The sequence below is a fragment of the Neoakkermansia glycaniphila genome (assembly GCF_900097105.1).
Lineage (GTDB): Bacteria > Verrucomicrobiota > Verrucomicrobiia > Verrucomicrobiales > Akkermansiaceae > Akkermansia > Akkermansia glycaniphila.
In genome coordinates, this window is record NZ_LT629973.1 from 3,044,698 (window position 1) to 3,061,368 (window position 16,671).

At 58.9% G+C, this 16,671-nt stretch carries 14 protein-coding genes; 9 read left to right on the forward strand and 5 right to left on the reverse strand.

The window, feature by feature from the left end:
* Positions 1 to 50 precede the first annotated feature (50 nt).
* The gene (locus tag PYTT_RS12690; RefSeq protein WP_172801836.1) at positions 51 to 497 is read left to right on the forward strand and encodes a PTS sugar transporter subunit IIA; all 447 of its coding nucleotides are present in this window, start codon (positions 51 to 53) and stop codon (positions 495 to 497) included.
* A complete protein-coding gene (locus PYTT_RS12695) occupies positions 497 to 2,275 on the forward strand; it encodes a chloride channel protein (protein WP_067774948.1) in 1,779 nt (592 codons plus the stop codon). Before PYTT_RS12690 ends, PYTT_RS12695 begins: the two co-directional genes overlap by 1 nt.
* 34 nt (positions 2,276 to 2,309) lie before the next feature.
* On the opposite strand, the gene PYTT_RS12700 is transcribed toward PYTT_RS12695, so the two are convergent.
* On the reverse strand, positions 2,310 to 2,576 hold the full coding sequence (locus PYTT_RS12700) for a hypothetical protein (RefSeq protein WP_071133522.1): 267 nt from the start codon (positions 2,574 to 2,576) through the stop codon (positions 2,310 to 2,312).
* Between the two features lie 291 nt (positions 2,577 to 2,867).
* On the opposite strand from PYTT_RS12700, the gene PYTT_RS12705 reads away from it, so the two are divergent.
* Positions 2,868 to 4,841 (forward strand): serpin family protein, encoded by a 1,974-nt coding sequence (locus PYTT_RS12705; RefSeq protein WP_067774942.1) that lies wholly within the window; start codon positions 2,868 to 2,870, stop codon positions 4,839 to 4,841.
* 89 nt (positions 4,842 to 4,930) lie between these two features.
* On the opposite strand, the gene feoB is transcribed toward PYTT_RS12705, so the two are convergent.
* Positions 4,931 to 7,021, reverse strand: coding sequence for a ferrous iron transport protein B (gene feoB, locus PYTT_RS12710; RefSeq protein WP_067774939.1), 2,091 nt, complete (start codon positions 7,019 to 7,021; stop codon positions 4,931 to 4,933).
* Entirely contained in the window at positions 7,011 to 7,397 is a 387-nt protein-coding gene (locus PYTT_RS13150; RefSeq protein ID WP_083076633.1) for a FeoA family protein, read from the reverse strand. Before PYTT_RS13150 ends, feoB begins: the two co-directional genes overlap by 11 nt.
* A 127-nt stretch (positions 7,398 to 7,524) precedes the next feature.
* Here PYTT_RS13150 and PYTT_RS12720 point away from each other — a divergent pair, with 127 nt between their 5' ends.
* Positions 7,525 to 7,926, forward strand: coding sequence for an OsmC family protein (locus tag PYTT_RS12720; RefSeq protein ID WP_067774936.1), 402 nt, complete (start codon positions 7,525 to 7,527; stop codon positions 7,924 to 7,926).
* Between the two features lie 90 nt (positions 7,927 to 8,016).
* On the opposite strand, the gene PYTT_RS12725 is transcribed toward PYTT_RS12720, so the two are convergent.
* Positions 8,017 to 9,792: an alpha-amylase family glycosyl hydrolase gene (locus tag PYTT_RS12725; protein ID WP_067774933.1), complete on the reverse strand. Its 1,776-nt coding sequence runs from the start codon at positions 9,790 to 9,792 to the stop codon at positions 8,017 to 8,019.
* A 47-nt stretch (positions 9,793 to 9,839) separates the two neighbouring features.
* Positions 9,840 to 11,426 (reverse strand): hypothetical protein, encoded by a 1,587-nt coding sequence (locus PYTT_RS12730; RefSeq protein WP_067774930.1) that lies wholly within the window; start codon positions 11,424 to 11,426, stop codon positions 9,840 to 9,842.
* Positions 11,427 to 11,708: 282 nt separating this feature from the next.
* On the opposite strand from PYTT_RS12730, the gene PYTT_RS12735 reads away from it, so the two are divergent.
* From PYTT_RS12735 to tsaD, 5 genes are all read left to right on the forward strand, one after another.
* Entirely contained in the window at positions 11,709 to 11,885 is a 177-nt protein-coding gene (locus tag PYTT_RS12735; protein ID WP_156850373.1) for a hypothetical protein, read from the forward strand.
* Between the two features lie 273 nt (positions 11,886 to 12,158).
* Complete coding sequence (gene tig, locus PYTT_RS12740; RefSeq protein WP_067774924.1) at positions 12,159 to 13,490, forward strand: trigger factor; 1,332 nt, start codon at positions 12,159 to 12,161, stop codon at positions 13,488 to 13,490.
* 108 nt (positions 13,491 to 13,598) lie between these two features.
* Positions 13,599 to 14,225 (forward strand): ATP-dependent Clp protease proteolytic subunit, encoded by a 627-nt coding sequence (locus tag PYTT_RS12745; protein WP_067775094.1) that lies wholly within the window; start codon positions 13,599 to 13,601, stop codon positions 14,223 to 14,225.
* 13 nt (positions 14,226 to 14,238) lie between these two features.
* The gene (gene clpX / locus PYTT_RS12750; RefSeq protein ID WP_083076629.1) at positions 14,239 to 15,573 is read left to right on the forward strand and encodes an ATP-dependent Clp protease ATP-binding subunit ClpX; all 1,335 of its coding nucleotides are present in this window, start codon (positions 14,239 to 14,241) and stop codon (positions 15,571 to 15,573) included.
* Between the two features lie 30 nt (positions 15,574 to 15,603).
* The gene (tsaD, locus tag PYTT_RS12755; RefSeq protein WP_067774921.1) at positions 15,604 to 16,662 is read left to right on the forward strand and encodes a tRNA (adenosine(37)-N6)-threonylcarbamoyltransferase complex transferase subunit TsaD; all 1,059 of its coding nucleotides are present in this window, start codon (positions 15,604 to 15,606) and stop codon (positions 16,660 to 16,662) included.
* Positions 16,663 to 16,671: the final 9 nt, after the last annotated feature.

The window sequence follows — 16,671 nt, forward strand, 5'->3', positions numbered from 1 at the left end:
GCGCAGGGCAAAGTATGCTATGAATGGAGTACGCGCATTTCTCCGGAAACATGGATATTTCACCTGTTGACATTCATATTTGGGAAGGTGGCCCGGTACAGACCCGGGCCGAGGCTTTGAACGTCCTGTCGGAAGGTGCCACGGAGGGGCTTTCTCCCGTCCTGTCGGCCAAAGTATTGGCCCACGCCGAAGTCAGAGAGGAATCCGTTCCCACCTATTTGGAAAACGGTCTGGCCGTGCCGCATGCCCGCGTGGCAGGATTGCCCGGCATTTCCCTGATGGCCGCCTACCTGCCGGACGGCGTACCGTGGCCCGATGAGGCAAGCATGGCGGATCTCGTCATCTTCATCGCCGTCCCCATGTCGCAGGTCAGCGACTACCTGTTCATCATCCGCAAGATCATCCGCTGGCACAAATCCGTGCCCTGCGCCGAACGTTCCGCCCGCTGGGGAGATCCGGCCAATCTGAAAGCCGAACTGCAAAGCATCCTGAGCTGATGGCGACTTCACAGGCCAAGAAGAAGAAAACATTTTCCCCCCTTTCGCTTGCATGGCTCCGATTTGCCGTCGAGCTGCTGCAGAAGCTGCACATTCAGGATCGTCACTTCGTCTACCTTTGGGCGATATTCGTCGGCATTCTCGGCGCATGCGTCGCTCTGGCTTTTGAGTATTCAACGGAATTCCTTCAATGGATTCTGACGGGCGCCCATGCGGAAACTCGCGTGGATGCCTTCGAACAGATAGGAGATTGGCGGCGCATCGCCGTACCTGTGGTCGGCGGATTGCTGGCCGGCCTCACGCTGCTTTTCACCCACAAATTCGTCCCTGCCAAGGCGACGGAATACATGGAAGCCGTCTCGCTCGGCAGCGGCAAGATACCCGTGCGCCCCTCCCTGCTGCGCTGCCTTTCCGCCATCTTCAGCATCTCGTCCGGAGCGGCCATCGGAAAAGAAGGCCCTCTCGTCCAAACGGCGGCCGTCGCCGCTTCCACGCTCGGACAAAAATTCAAACTCTCGGCGCCCCGTCTCCGCCTGATGGTGGCCTGCGGCGCGGCGGCAGGCATCACGGCCGCCTTCCATGCGCCGCTGGGTGCGTGCCTCTTCGTCAGCGAGATCGTTCTCGGCACCCTGTCCATCAACATTCTCGCGCCCATGCTCATTGCGAGCAGCACGAGCTTCGTCCTGATGCACATGCTGGGCAAGCAGAAACCCATTTATGAAGCGGCCTCCACGACGTTCGGAGACATCAACCAGGTACTCCTCTGCATCGTACTGGCCATCATTGCGGCATGCGTCGCAAAGGGGTGGCTCGTCCTGCTCAAGGTATCGCGCAGCTATTTGAACGGCAAACGCCAGTTCCTCCCCCTCCGCCTGATGCTGGCCGGGCTATTCGTCGGCCTGCTCGCCTGCTATGATCCGCATGTCGTCGGCAACGGGGCTGAAATCATCGCCGGGCTCGTCCAGACCGTTTTCACACCGGAACAGGCATCCATCTTCCTCGTATTGAAAATCGTCGCTGTCGCCGTCGTCTTCGGTTGCGGCACCGTGGGCGGGGCCTTGACGCCGAGCCTGATGATCGGCGGACTTCTCGGCTTCCTCTTCAGCACGGCGCTGACCGCCATGGGCATCGGCGGAGACCATGCAGTCGCCTACACGATGGTCGGCATGGCCGCCTTCTTCACCACGGCGGCGAATGCTCCTCTCACCTCCCTCGTCCTCGTCGTCGAATTCTCCATGGCAGGCACGCTGATCTTCCCGCTGATACTCGCGGTGGTCTGCTCGCATGCCATGTCCATGCTCCTGAAGGCCAAGTCGATGTACTATGACTCCCTGACCAATGGCCCCCGCACGGCATTCGACAAGCACCTCGGAGACGTCAGCGTCAGCGACATCGCGCGCACCACTCCCGCCGTCGTGGAACCGGGCGACAAATTCGGCTCCATCGCTACCATCCTGCTGAAAAACCCCGGCGAAAACGTCTTCGTCGAAGGAAAGAACAAGCTCTTCCTCGGCACCATCATCCCGGAAGACGTGATGACCTTCGCCAAAAGTGCGACGCTGGCGAACACCGTCATCGCCATTGACGTAATGCGGGAAGACATCCCCGTCCTCTCCCCGGAAATGGGTCTTCCTGCCGCATTGGGCACCTTCACCGCCTCTGGCATGGACTCCCTCGCCGTAGTCCACCCCGACACGGGGAAAATCAGCGGCATCGTCTCCAAGGGCGACCTGTATCAGGTCATTTCGGAAATCATGAAACGGGAAAAGCTCAAGTAGCCCTGTTCTCCTCCCCCAAAGGGCCGCCCGCCCCTCATCGCGGCAGGCGTTGCTGCACGCTGCCGAGCATCCCGTACCATCGCTTCCGGTCGGCTTCCTTGACATCCGCCATTCCTCCCCGGTGCTTCATGGACGGCCATTTTCTTTGACTCAGGGAAAATCCCGCACCGGTATCAACGGACCAGCAATCCAGAACGGAGCCGTCCGACGCCTCGAAGAGCAGCACGAGCGATTGGGGATGCTTGGACGCGAGCGGCAGGACATCCACCTGCGTACATCCCCGCCTTTCGGCATGGTCCACAATATTTCGGACTGTAGATGCGTCTCGCTCCGCGAGCCGTAAAACCTCCGGCGCGGGCTTGCGTGACAGCCAGTCATAACGCACCGCCGATACGGATACAGCTTCGGTTGCACTCCGGCAACAGCCCAAACCCGAGGTACAAACCGCCAAACACACGATCCGAGCGAATATTCCCGACTTCATTTCCTCATGCTAAGACATTCACGAAGAGTTGTCCATACCGAGCTGTTACATACTTGTAACACTTCATTCTCTTGCTGTCTTCTGAACCCGGTGTTATGGTAATACGGTATGAAAACAACCCGTTCCCTTTCTCTTGCAATCTCATCGCTGTTCGCTCTGATGTCTGCGGTTCAGGCCGAACCCTCCGGACAGGAATTCGGCCTGGAACTGCTGCGCCGCGTCTCTGCCGAACACAAGGGCAACATCGCCCTGTCCCCCTACTCCGCTGCAGCCGCCATTTCTCTGGCGACGCCCGGTGCGCGCGGCCAGACACTCGAAGAGCTGCAAAAAACCATTCCCGGCAAGGCTGCACTGGATGAGGCATTCCGGCAAGCCGAGCTTAATCTGGAAATGGGTAACCGCCTCTATCTTGACAGGAGCATCGAATTCTCCCCCGATTATCTCCGCCTCGTCTCCGACGACAAAACACAATCCGAACAGGTCGACTTCAAAAAGAACAAAAGTGATGCCGCCGACCGAATCAATGCCTTCGCCAAGAAGGCGACTCACGGATTGATCCCACAAGTCATTTCCGAAAGTGACATTCCGGACGACACACGCATGATGCTTGTCAATGCCATCTATTTGAAACATCGCTGGTTGCAAATATTCGACAAAAAAGACACGCGCGTTCTGCCTTTCATCAAGCCGGACGGGTCATGGGCAGCCACTCCGCTCATGATCCAGAATCAATACGGTTTCTTGGCGACTCAGGCAGGCGACTGCATCGTCATCGCCAAATACTACGAGCACTCTCGTTCGGCATTCGTCGCCATTCTACCGCCCGAAGGCACGGAAGTGCACGAGTTCCTGAACAAATTGACTGCCGCCGAATTTTCGGAACTGATGCAGTCGCTGAACGACGCGGGCAAGCCTCGGCATCCAAGAGCGCAGCATGCCGCCATCCGGCAGGATCTGCGCATGCCGCGCTTCGATCACGATGCGAACTACAGTCTTGTGCCGGCACTGCGTGCCATGGGGATACCGCATTCGTTTCTGCCGACAGGATCAAATTTTACAGGTATGACCATAGAGCCACCCTTGGACGGCCCATTATATATCAACGGAATCAAACAATTTTGCCGCATCAAGAACGATGAAGAGGGAACAGAAGCGGCGGCAGTGACCGGAACAGGATTGGGGTGTGGAGCATGCCCGCCATCTCCCTATCTCGAACTCCCTCCTGTCATGGAATACCGCTACATCGCCGCCTATCTGAATCGGCCCTTTATCTGGATGATCGGACGCCCGGACAGGAACGATACGCCATTCTTCATGGGCGTGTACGATTTTCCGTCTTCCGAAGATACCGTGAGCAAGGGATCCGAATCGCCCCTTGCCGATGCCATCATCCGGGGGGATGCCGTCCGTGTCGAAACGCTGTTGAAACAGGGAGCCGATGCCCGGGAACTCTTCCACGAAACTCCCGTTCTCTCTCTGGCCGTCGATCGGGGGAACATCGCCGCCGCGCAGGCGTTGCTCGACCACGGCGCCGACCCTGCTCAGGGCAATCTGGTGGAATACGCCACTCTGCACGGCAACCGCAGCCTGGAAGCGTTGCTGATCGAGCGCGGAGCGACGATTGAGGAACAACATTTGAGAAGCGCGATCGAACGGCAGGATGCGGAACTCGTCCGGCTCATCCTCCACAAGAAACCCGATCTGCGCTTGTCACACTCCTTATACAATGCCATCGGATACGGAAACATCGACTTCGTACGCGCCATGCTCGAACTGGGTGACACGCCTACGATTTACGACCTCGGGCTGGCGGTCAAACTGCGCGACCCCGGCATGCTGGAACTGCTCCTGAAATACGCGGCACAGAACACCATCCAAAGTAACATCCTGCTGGAGCATCTGGTTCGGACCGGGAGAGCACATGATGTCCGGCTCTTTCTCGACCGTGGCATCAATGCGAATGCAGAACCGTTCCCCGGGCGCACCCTGCTTGATTGCGCAGGATCGGAAGACGTTCGGCAGCTCTTGAAACAGCACGGAGCCAAACCCGGCACGCTGCAGGACAATCCGCCTTCCATCTGATAGACCGGCTTCTTTCTGCCCCTCCTTTGCCAGCGGCATCGCCATCACGGTAATTATCGTTGTGGCCTGCTATTCGCTGTAGTATCCCGTCAGGCTCGCAGGAATACGGCCGCCGTCTGGTACACGGCGACGGCCAAACCGAAGCCGACGATATTCAGTGCAGCAAACTGGCCGATGGTGAACAGCCATGATCCCGTCTCCTTGCGGACGACGGCCACCGTGGCGATGCACGGCAGGGCCAGCAGAGCGAACGTCATAATGCCCAGCGCCTGCGGCAGCGTGTAATGGGCGCTGATCTTGCGGCGAGCGTCGAGCCGCTTCTCTTCGTCGGAGGCATGCACAGCCGCATCCGGCTCTCCCGGAGAGGCGAACAGGATGCCCAGCTGGGCCACGAGAAGCTCCTTGGCGGAGAATGCCCCGATCATGGCCGAATTGGCCTGCCAGTCCATCCCGGCATATTGCGACAGAGGCTCGAAAAACTTCCCGGCGCGAGCGGCGTAGCTCTGCTCCATACGTGCGGAATCCGGTATGCCGCCGCCCTGCTCCGGCTGCGGGTACGTATTCAGGAACCAGAGGACGACGACCCCCAGCAGGATGAAGGTGCCGGCCTTGCACAGGTAACCCGATACCCGCTCCCATACGCTGTGGAGGTAGGCGCCCGGAGACGGCAGCCTGTAGGGAGGCAATTCCATGATGAACGTTTCATCCCCGCCCCGGAAGAGCGTGGATTTCAGCAGGCGCGCACCGACGACAGCCACCAGAATGCCGAAGAGGTACAGCCCCCACATCGTGATACTCTGGTAGGCGGGAGCCACGAGAGCCTCGATGAACAGCGCGAAGACCAGCAGGCGGGCGGAACAGCTCATGAAGGGCAGCACGAAAATGGTCGTCAGCCGGTCTTTCTTCGATTCGATGGAGCGGGTCGCCATCACGGCGGGCACATTGCAGCCGAAACCGATCAGCATGGGAATGAAGCTTTTGCCATGCAGGCCCATCTTGTGCATGAACCGGTCCATCAGGAACGCGGCGCGGGCCATATACCCCGTCCCCTCCAGCAGCGAGAGGCAGGCGAAGAGGATGGCGATGGTAGGCACGAAGGAGACGACTCCCCCCACGCCGCCGATGATACCCTTGACGATGAGCGATTGCCACATCGGGTGGCCGTCCAGCGCCTGGGCGAGCCAGCCGCCCAGCGCATCGAACCCGCTTCGCACGAGATCAACGAGCGGGTTCCCCAGCGTAAAGGCGGCGAAAAAGACGACATACATCAGCAGCAGGAAAAGAGGGATGCCCCAGTATTTGTGGGTCAGAATACCGTCCAGCACAGCGGTCGAACGGCGGATGCGTGAAACGCCGTCTCCTCCCTGCACTTCTTCGAGCAGGCCGCGAATCAAACCGTAGCGCTTGGAAGAAAGTATCTCGGGAGCGGGAAGCCCCATTTGCCGGGACAATTCCGTTCGGCAATCCTCAATCATCTCCAGCAGGCGGCGGCCTTCCTCTCCCATCTCCGCATAGCGCGCGACCATGGCAGCATTGCCGTCCAGCAGGCGGGCGGCAATATAGCTGAAGGGCTCCTTCTGCCGGGGCAGACCGGACGATTCCACCGTATGGGCAATGAAATCCAGCACCTGCTCCGTCTGCTCGCCGTACTCCGGCTTGCGGAATGCCGGGTAGCCGGAGGGACGGTACGCCGCCTGCCCGATGCAGGCCAGCAGTTCCTCCATTCCCTTGCGCCGGAGGGCATCCGTGCGGACGATCCTGACACCCAGCATGGCCTCGAAGGCGGGAATATCGAAGCTTAACAGGGCGGCGTCCGCCTCATCGGACATGTTCAGCACGAGGATCACGGGCAGATGAAAATGCCATAATTGAAGCGTCAGGTACAAATGGCGGTCGAGATTCAGACTGTCCACCACGCTGACGATGGCTCGCACCCCGGAACGGCACAGATAATCCATGGCCAGCTTCTCCTCCAGGGAGGCTCCTCCGAGGCGGTACACGCCCGGCAGGTCGATGAGTTCCACGGGGCCGTCAGGCGTTTCCACCCCGGCCCGTGCCGCTTCGATCACGCCACCCGGGTAGTTGCCGACAAAAGCGCGGCAACCGGACAATTCATTGAAAAGAGAGGTCTTCCCGCAATTCGGGTTTCCCACCAGCAGAACCGTCGGCCTATCCTTCATACGTGTCGAATATCCTCTCCACCTGAATTCCGGCCGCTTCCCTGCGGCGCAGGGCAAGCAGCGAACCCCGCACGGCAATCAGAATAGGGCCTCCGAAAAGAGCCTGTTCCTGTATGCGAACGGCAGTACCCCGCACGAGTCCGCGATCCGCCAGCCTGTCCAAAAGCGCGGCATCCGGTACGGAGATACAGACAATGCGGGCGCGATCGCCCACGTGCAAACGATCCAGCGTCGTCGCCACGGAGGCGTCTCCCTGCTCTTCCCGGTTACAATGAGAGCATCTGCGGAAGCACCCGGCGCATGCCGCCACGCCGAAAAGACGCCGCCACCATCGGCGGGCTGCATGCCTGTCCTTTCTGCTCTCTTTCGAATGCACGCGATCAGGTTAGGGCAGGCTAACACAAGCGTCAAGCCATTCTTTCGGGCGGCAGGTTCGCCGTGCGTCATAACGGTTAGTTTAACGGCTTGCTTTCATCAGGCACGCCTTCTATCATCCCGAATATATGGAATACACAACACATACACTCAATGAAGCCAAATCCCGCTGCGTGACGACGCACAAGCGTTCCGGCACACAATGGACGACCGATATTCCCGTCGCGCTCGGCGGATATGGAGAAAACGCCACGCCCGGCGAAATGCTCGCCTCCGTCGTCGCCTCCTGCATGATGAGCATGGTCTCCTTCCTCGCCGCACGCAAGAACGTGGATACGGAAGGCATGACGATCGACGCCCGCGCCGAAGACAAGGACGGCAGCATCGTCCACCTGCATTTCCTCGTCAAGATGCCCCTGCCCGGCACGCATCCCCTCCGCAAAACGCTTGAACAGGCATCGGAAACGTGCCCCGTCCGCAAATCCCTGTCGGACAAGGTGGAAATCACTACGGAATGGATTTGGGAATAACCCAGTCTTGCATTCAACGCTGACGCTTGAAGGACGGCGGCCTGCTTCCTGCGGTCGCCGTTCGTTTTGTACCCGGATCAGTGACATTCCTTACGGGCGGACGACTGACCAGTCGAGAATCACGGCCTTGCCCGCCTTCAGGGGAAGATGCAGCCCATCGGTCGCCAGCATATCCGCCGAACCCGGGATCGCGCCTGCCCCCTTGTGCAACAGATCGCGGAACAGATAATCCCCCCGGCCCTTGCCCGCCCATTCCTGAGCCTGCCGCGGGATGTGGATGCGGAGATCGTTGAAATCAAGAGAGGGCGACAAGTTGCAAACGACCAGCAGCGTGGAAGCATCCTCCCAATGGTGGCGGAGGAAGGCGTACACCCAGTGCCCCGATGCTTCTTCACCGGGTGCACGTCCGAACGTTTCATTCCGCATGTTCGCCCAGTTGAGCCCGTAGAACACGCCATCCTTCAGAGCCGGATGGTTTAGAAGGGACAGCAGGTTTTTGTGCATGCTGCGCATCTCCCGTTCTCCCGGCGACAAACGCGCGCCGTCATAGGCGCCGCCATTGGTCCAGCGGGCCAGCCGCGGCAGGCATGTATAATCGAAGATACTCGTCCTGCCGTCGCGACCGCCGTATCCGGACGGCCCTTCGGCACGTTCCCCCACTTCCTGCCCGTTATAAACGAGTACGGGGCCTTTCGACGCGGCAAATACCGCCGTCATCACGCCCTCTTCCACCTGTTCGCCGACTCCGCCCCAGTGCTGAGGGGAACACATGCGAGGCTCGTCGTGATTTTCGACGTACCGCACACCGCCGCCGAACAGGCGCGATTCGTTCCCGTTCAGGCGGTCGAAATCGTTTGCCCAGGCACCCGCATCATAAAGTCCGTGGGAATGGTGGTAGCAGTCGGCATCGTACACCCCGGCGAATCCGGCATCAAGCAACGCAGGCAGAACATCGTCGGAAGTCGTCCGCATATCGTCGTTGTACGCTTCGGCCATGAAAAACACGGCAGCATCGCGCACGCGCGCACGGCTGATGGCCCATTTCCAGAAATACATGGGCACCATGTGCGCCATATCGCAGCGGAAGCCGCCCACACCCTGCTTCTGCCAATAGGCGATCATATCGTCCATGAACTGCCATGTGCGGGGAGTCTCGCACCGGCGGGACAGCCAGCCGGGCAGTTGATCCATGGCTGCCGCACCCAACTCGTAATTGGCGCCGTAATTGAGTTTGACCGTCTCGTACCAATCGTACCGGGAAGGTGTCCACGTCGCGGCATTATTGCCCGTCACCCGCCCATGCACGGCTTCGGGCGCGTATTCTCCGTCCGGAAGCCGCATCGGGGGGCCTCCGCCCGCCGCTCCGCGTTGCAGGTAGAAAAAAGCGTTCTCCCGCCCGCAGAACAGGGAAAAATCATCCTCTGCACCCAAGGTTGGCGATGAAGCCGATGCCGGTGCGTACCCTCGCGAAACATGATTGGGCACCAGATCGATCATCGGAACAAGCCCCGCCCTCCGGCATCGGAAAACAAGGTCTTCGAACTCGTTCAGGCGTTCGGACTGTTCCACGGCCAGTTCGGGGCTCACGTCGAACATATCCGTCACCGCATAAGGGCTGCCTTCCAGCCCTTTGACGATGCAGGGAGGCTGGGCCGGCAATCCCGGAAAGGAAGTCTGCGTCGCCTGCCGCAGAACCCCCGTCAGCCACACATGGGTCACCCCCATGGAAGCCAACTCCAAAAGAGCCTTGTCGGTAATGCCGCGAAAAGTGCCGCAACCGTTCTGCTCCAGAGTGCCCCAGTCCACGCCGGATTCCCGGAAGTTGGAGAAGTGGCGAACGAACAGCTGGTAAATGACGGGTCTCATGAGATCGATGGGTTGCAGTATACCCGCCTGCGGACCAAAGGGCGAGGCTATTCCTTCTCCTGTTTCGGTTGCCGGAACAAAAGGGTCTGGATTTTGTCCGCCTCATCTCTGGAAATTTCGCGGGCAATCCTGTTCAGCGATACATTCAGGAGGTACCTGTCCTCCTGCTCATCCAGCACCAGCACACCCTCCACATCGCCGGACAAATGCTCCGGCAGAACGGAACGCGGGAAGGAAATCTTGACGATGCCTTCAATGATCCGTGTTTCCCGCGTGACATCCAGCACATTGTCCGCAGTAGCATCCGCTGCTTTGTCTCCGCTCATGGCGATGGCAAAAGCGGTTTTGGGCGCTTCAGTCTGCTTATGCGCTTCCGCATCCAGCATATGGCGCGGAGAAAAAGGGAGATCGAACCACTCTCCGTCCGTCATGCGGCGGCAGGAAATATCCGTAGCCTCAAGAATCAGGTTGGGAGAATCGTCGGTTTCGAATGTCAGCCGGTCGGCCTTCCACACTCCCGCTTCGCCATGATAGCTCAAACGAAGAGACATATGGGGAGAGGACAGTTGGCGGAACTTCGGTTCGTACATGGACAGAAGTTGCAACACGGGAAGAACGGGGTGCAACTCGGCGGACTTGCCGTCTTCCGGACGGCAATCCAGCGCCAGACTCATGCCATAAGGGGTTGTCAAAGGGCCTTGAATCGTCCCTTGCCCCTGAAGGGAACAGGCAAACATCCATGCAAGGCTGGGAGAGCAGTAATCGGACAGATTCAGACCATGCACCGATACCTTGCCGTCGAACACGGGATTCACCGCTCCCGACACGCGCCCAGAAATCCGTATTTCAGCCGGATTTTTATCACTCGTCCTGATCGTCAAATGATCCAGCACCAAGCCATGCTCCTCCGAAATCGTCGCCGTAGCCTGTACCAGACGGCATGCCTGCAGGGGACCATAGAAGACAAGCCCACCTTTCAGCCGGACGATCCATTGATCCCCGTCGCGAGTACATTCGCAAGCGGCGCCTTCGATCCTCCCGGCATTCCCCTCCTGCCCCCATGAAAGGGACAGTTTCTGAATCTTCATATGCTGCAGCCACGCATCGCCCATAATCGAAGCGCACGCTTTCCGGGCATCAAGTTCGGAGGCGTACGAAGTGCGAAGACGCATCTTCATCCGGGAAATCTGAATATCCGTCGGAAACCAAGGCCTCAATGCGCCTGCAAGCAAAGGACGCCTGCCTGCCACGCCTACCACATTCAAGGACTCGAAAAACGAAGACTTGTCCCCTTCAATATGAATATGATCGATCGATAACACTTTACGGTTCACGTCGAGGGCGCGGAAAGCACGGGTCTCTTCCGGCAGATTCAGGGCAACCGCTAGCCGCGCATTCACGGAATCGGAATACCCGGGAGATTTCAAATACAGATCGTTCGCTACAATGACCGCAAAAAGGAGGATGACCATCACGATACCCAGCTTGACGCAAACGATGGACAACCTCTGGATGCGGCGATAGGCGCACAGGGTTCCCGTCATACCATGTCTCAACTGGAACCAGACGCTCTGTTCGCGAAGCCATTCGTCCAGATCCTGCTGCAAAGTGCCTTCTCCTTGTTTCTTTTGCACGCGCGAATATTAATTGCTGCTTGACAAAAAATCAATACCGAATTGTCCGTGCAAAACAAATTGAAAACGCATCCGCAAAATATTGTTCAAAAAAAACGCAAATATGACAAAAAGTTTTACTGCATTCAAAAATGTAAAACAATCAATAACATCTTTCCGATGAATATGGAAAACAAGACTTCAATTTGATAGAATATGAAATTCCCGTTAGGCTAACATTCTTGAATGATGGACAGCAAGGCGTAATATAATTTCCATATGGCCTATATCCAAAATCATACCATGGAGCAAATTAAATGCAAGGTCGAGTTCTGGATACCCGAGCCGGTACTGGCTCGAATCGAGATGACAGCCGCCAATTTGGAAACATCCATTGAAGACCTGATGGCGCACGCCCTCGAAGTCTATTACGGCAACACTCCCGTTTCCACCCAGCCCGATACGTACCCGCAAGCCTGAACGGCTTCGGAATACCCTTTTTCGGTCTCTCGCAACTCGACGACTACTACCAGCAAAGAGCAACAGGCGCCCTCAAACGGAAGGATGGATCTCCGAATGAACGGCAAAGCCTGGCAGACTCCCGGCAATGGCTCGAAATCGTGTCATTGCCTTTTCATTGCTTGCGTTCCCGCTCCAAATGTAGCATTATTTCCCGTCGCCTGCGGGTGGACGATTATTATACGTCCGAACCATACCGCCGCACATTCGCCATATTTCATTCCAAATCAACTTATGGACATCACAATCGAAAAGCAAGCCGACTGCACAGCTACGTTGAAAGCCACCGTACCTGCCGATGCCGTTGCTACCTTGAAGGACCAGATCGCCTCCTCCTACACCTCACACGCCAAGATCCCCGGCTTCCGCCCCGGCAAAGCACCCAAGAGCGTGATCCTCAAACGCTATGAAGCCGCCATTGAGGAAGAACTCGTCAACCGCCTGTCGGAACAGGTATGCGACGAAGCCCTCACGCAGAACCCCGACCTGAAGGTTCTCGACTTCGGCAAGGCCGAAACGGCCACCACCGACAACGGCGAATTCACCTACTCCTCCACGCTGACCATCGTTCCCGACTTCGAACTTCCGGAATACATGGGCATAGAAGTCTCCGTCGCCTCCGACGACGTGACCGATGCGGACGTCGAAGACGCCCTCAACCAGTTCGCCCAGCAGAACGCCAAATTTGAAACGGTCGACCGCGCCGCCGCCATGGGAGACGTCACCGTCATCGACTTCAAAACAACCGTCGAAGGCCAGCCGACCGCCGATGCCCTCGGCAAACCCGTCGGATTCCTCGAAGGCCGTGAAGGCCACTGGGTCTTCATGGAAGAAGACAGCTTCATGCCCGGCCTCTCCGAAGGCCTCGTCGGCTCCAAGGCCGGCGACACGAAGGACATCTCCATCACCGTCCCCGAAAACTTCCCCTTCGCCGACCTCATCGGCAAGGAACTCGTCTTCCACGTCTCCGTGAAGGAAATCCGCGAAAAGCAGGTTCCCGCCATTGACGACGAACTCTTCGCCACCGCCCTGCCCGGCAAGACGATGGACGAAATCAAGGACATCGTGCGCGAAAACCTCAAGCAGCAGAAGGAAAACGCCAACAACGAAGCCAAGGCCGACCAGATCTCCGAAAAACTGGCCGATGCCATCGACTTCGAACTTCCCGAAGCCCTCGTCGAACGCGAATCCTACAACGTCCTCCAGCGCAAGCTCTACGCAGCCATGCAGGCCGGTGAAAAGGAATTCGACGGCATCGTCGACAAACTCCGCGAAGAAGCCAAGACCGAAACCCGCCGCAACCTCCGCGTATACTTCATGCTGCAGGAAGTGGCCCGCCGCGAAAACATCTCCGTGACCGATCACGAAATGTCCAACGCCATCATGCGCCTCGCCCAGCAGGAAAAAGCCACCAACCTGAAATCCTTCGTCAAGAAGCTTCAGAAGGAAGGCCGCATCCCCGGCATCCGCCTCAGCCTCATCACCTCGAAGGTACTCGACCTCCTCGTCAAGAACGCCAAGGTCACCATCTCCGAAGCCAAGGAAGAAACGGCTGCCGCCGAATAAACGGAACGGCATCCAGACCCTTTCAGGGGGAGAAAGGACGACCGCTCCTTTCTCCCCTGTTTGCTCCAACCGAACCCTTACCGGACAAAACCCACTCACATGCCAGATATGCACCAGAATATGACCCCGCAAAACTACTATATCCCCACCGTGATCGAACAGACCGGACAAGGGGAACGCGCTTACGACATCTACTCGCGGCTTCTGATCGACCGCGTCATCTTCATCGGCACGGAAATCGACGATACCGTGGCCAACTCCGTCATCGCCCAGCTCCTCTTCCTGCAAATGACGGATCCCAAGAAGGACATCCACATCTACATCAACTCCCCGGGAGGCTCCGTCACCGCAGGATTGGCCATCTACGACACGATGCAATTCATCTCGTGCGACATCAACACCTACTGCATCGGCATCGCTGCCTCCATGGGCTCCGTCCTCCTTGCTGCTGGCACCAAGGGCAAACGCTTCTGCCTGCCGAACTCGCACGTCATGATCCACCAGGTGCGTGGCGGAGCTTCCGGCACTGCTGCCGACGTCGAACGCACGATCAACTTCATGTTCAGCCTCGACAAACGCCTGACCGCCATTCTCGCCCACCACACCGGCAAAAGCGAAAAAACCGTCAAGGCCGACCAGGACCGCGACAACTACATGACGGCGGAAGAATCCGTCCAATACGGCCTCGTCGACAAAATCCTCTCGCACAAGTCCGAGGCCAAGCCTCAGGCCTGAACATCGTCCGACCATGCCAGATAAAACAGCCAGCTGCGCCATCTGCGGCGCTCCCGAACAGGACGGACGCCCCCTCGTCCCGACGGAAAACGGAAAACAGGTCTGCTTCCAGTGCGTCGAACTGTGCGCCGCCTACATGCTGCAGAGCAAATTCGGAGGCATCGCCGCCGAACGCTTCAGCGACATGGTGAAGCACACCCATCCCGAAATGCTCCCCGTACCGGCGGCCAACCAGCCGTCCGGCCTCGCCATCGAGCAGATGGAACTTTCCGACCTGCCGACGCCCGAACAGCTCCGCAAGGAACTGGACAGCTACGTCATCGGTCAGGACCTCGCCAAAAAAACCCTTTGTGTCGCCGTTTTCAACCACTACCTGCGCCTGCGCCAAAGCATGGACGAAGGCGACAACGTGGAAATCGAAAAATCGAACATCCTGCTCGCGGGGCCGACCGGATCGGGCAAAACCCTGCTTGCCAAAACGCTCGCACGCATCCTCGATGTCCCCTTCTGCATCGTTGACGCCACGACGCTCACCGAAGCCGGCTACGTCGGCGAAGACGTGGAAAACATCGTCCTGCGTCTCCTTCAGGCGGCGGACATGGACGTCGCCAAGGCAGAACGCGGCATCATCTACGTGGACGAAATGGACAAAATCGGCCGCAAAACCCAGAACGTATCCATCACGCGCGACGTCTCCGGCGAAGGCGTCCAGCAGGCCCTGCTCAAAATCATCGAAGGCACGGAATGCAACATCCCCCCGAAAGGCGGCCGCAAGCATCCCAACCAGGAATACATCCGCGTCAACACGAACAACATCCTCTTCATCTGCGGCGGCGCCTTCGTCGGCCTTGAAGACATCATCCGCAAGCGTCTCGGCTCCAGCGCAATGGGCTTCGCCTCCATCGAACAGGATCGCGGCAAAAAGGAATACACCGAAGAGGAAGTACTCGGCAAAGCCATGCCGGAAGACTTCTTCTCCTTCGGCATGATTCCCGAGCTGATGGGCCGCCTGCCCATCTTCAGCCCCCTCACCACGCTCACGGAAGAACAGCTCGTCGCACTCCTCACCCAGCCGAAGAACGCTCTCGTGCGCCAGTATGCCAAGCTCCTTGCCATGTCGGGCGTCGAACTCATCGTCGAGGAAAAGGCCCTGCACGCCATGGCCAAGCTCGCCATCGACCACGGTACGGGCGCGCGCGCCCTGCGCTCCATCATCGAGCGCATCATGCTCGACGTCATGTACGAAGTGCCCAGCGACAAAAGCATCCGCTCCGTCACCATCACGGAAGACACCGTACTCGGCAAAGACAAACCGGTCATCAAACGCAGCAAGGCGGCCAAAGCCTGACCCTGCCTCGCCAACCCTCCTCCCTCTCCGATGAAAACGCTCGTCCTCGGCATCGAATCATCCTGCGATGAAACGGCTGTCGCCCTGCTGCTCTCGGAGAAGGAAGGGGAGGCACCCCGGCTCCTCAGCTCCATCATCTCCTCCCAGATTCCCCTGCACCGCCTGCATGGCGGCGTCGTCCCGGAACTCGCCTCGCGCAACCATTCCGCCAACCTGCCCGCCCTGCTCCGCGAATCTTTGGACAAAGCCGGATGCACCGTCGCGGATGTCGACGTCTTCGCCGCCACGGCCGGCCCGGGCCTCGTCGCAGCCCTCCTCGTCGGCAACACCACGGGCAAGGCTCTCGCTCTGGCCGCCGGAAAACCCTTCGTCGCCGTCAATCATCTGGAAGGCCACCTCCTCTCCCCCTTCGTCGCCCACCCGGCAGGGCTTGTGCCGCACCTCGGCCTCCTCGCCTCGGGCGGCCACACCCTCTTCGTGGATGTGCGCTGCATCGGCGATTACCGCCTTCTCGGCCGCTCCCTCGACGATGCAGCGGGCGAAGCCTTCGACAAAGTCGGAAAAATGCTTGATCTGCCCTACCCCGGCGGCCCAGAAATCGACAAGCGCGCCGCTCTCGGCGATCCTGCCGCCTTCGACCTGCCCCGGCCGATGCTGCATGAACCGCACCTCAACGTCTCCTTCTCCGGCCTCAAAACGGCTGTCCTCTACCTGCTGCCCAAACTCTGCCCCTCCGGCAACCCCCACGACCTGCCGGAGCAAATGCTCAACGACCTCTGCGCCTCCGTCCAGCAGGCCATCATCGATGTCCTGATCGGCAAAGCCATGCGTGCCATCCGCCAGACGAAGCACCGCACGCTTGCCATCTCCGGCGGAGTCTCGTGCAATGCGGCGCTCCGTACCCGGCTTGCAGACGCCTGCGAAAAAAACGGCGTCGAATTCATCCTGCCTCCCAACAGCCTCACCACCGACAACGCGGCCATGATCGCCTTCGCCGCGCTGCTCAAGGCTCGCGCCGGGCAGACTTCTCCGCTGGATACCCCTGTCGATCCGAACCTGCGCCTGGCAGATGCGGAAAATCGTGCTTGATTGCAGAAG

Bases quoted from the DNA above. Each gene is read 5' to 3' on its own strand.
- PYTT_RS12690 (WP_172801836.1), top strand. From the start codon at position 51: ATGGATATTTCACCTGTTGACATTCATATTTGGGAAGGTGGCCCGGTA.
- PYTT_RS12695 (WP_067774948.1), top strand. From the start codon at position 497: ATGGCGACTTCACAGGCCAAGAAGAAGAAAACATTTTCCCCCCTTTCG.
- PYTT_RS12705 (WP_067774942.1), top strand. From the start codon at position 2,868: ATGAAAACAACCCGTTCCCTTTCTCTTGCAATCTCATCGCTGTTCGCT.
- feoB (WP_067774939.1), bottom strand. From the start codon at position 7,021: ATGAAGGATAGGCCGACGGTTCTGCTGGTGGGAAACCCGAATTGCGGG.
- PYTT_RS12720 (WP_067774936.1), top strand. From the start codon at position 7,525: ATGGAATACACAACACATACACTCAATGAAGCCAAATCCCGCTGCGTG.
- PYTT_RS12725 (WP_067774933.1), bottom strand. From the start codon at position 9,792: ATGAGACCCGTCATTTACCAGCTGTTCGTTCGCCACTTCTCCAACTTC.
- PYTT_RS12735 (WP_156850373.1), top strand. From the start codon at position 11,709: ATGGAGCAAATTAAATGCAAGGTCGAGTTCTGGATACCCGAGCCGGTA.
- tig (WP_067774924.1), top strand. From the start codon at position 12,159: ATGGACATCACAATCGAAAAGCAAGCCGACTGCACAGCTACGTTGAAA.
- PYTT_RS12745 (WP_067775094.1), top strand. From the start codon at position 13,599: ATGCACCAGAATATGACCCCGCAAAACTACTATATCCCCACCGTGATC.
- clpX (WP_083076629.1), top strand. From the start codon at position 14,239: ATGCCAGATAAAACAGCCAGCTGCGCCATCTGCGGCGCTCCCGAACAG.
- tsaD (WP_067774921.1), top strand. From the start codon at position 15,604: ATGAAAACGCTCGTCCTCGGCATCGAATCATCCTGCGATGAAACGGCT.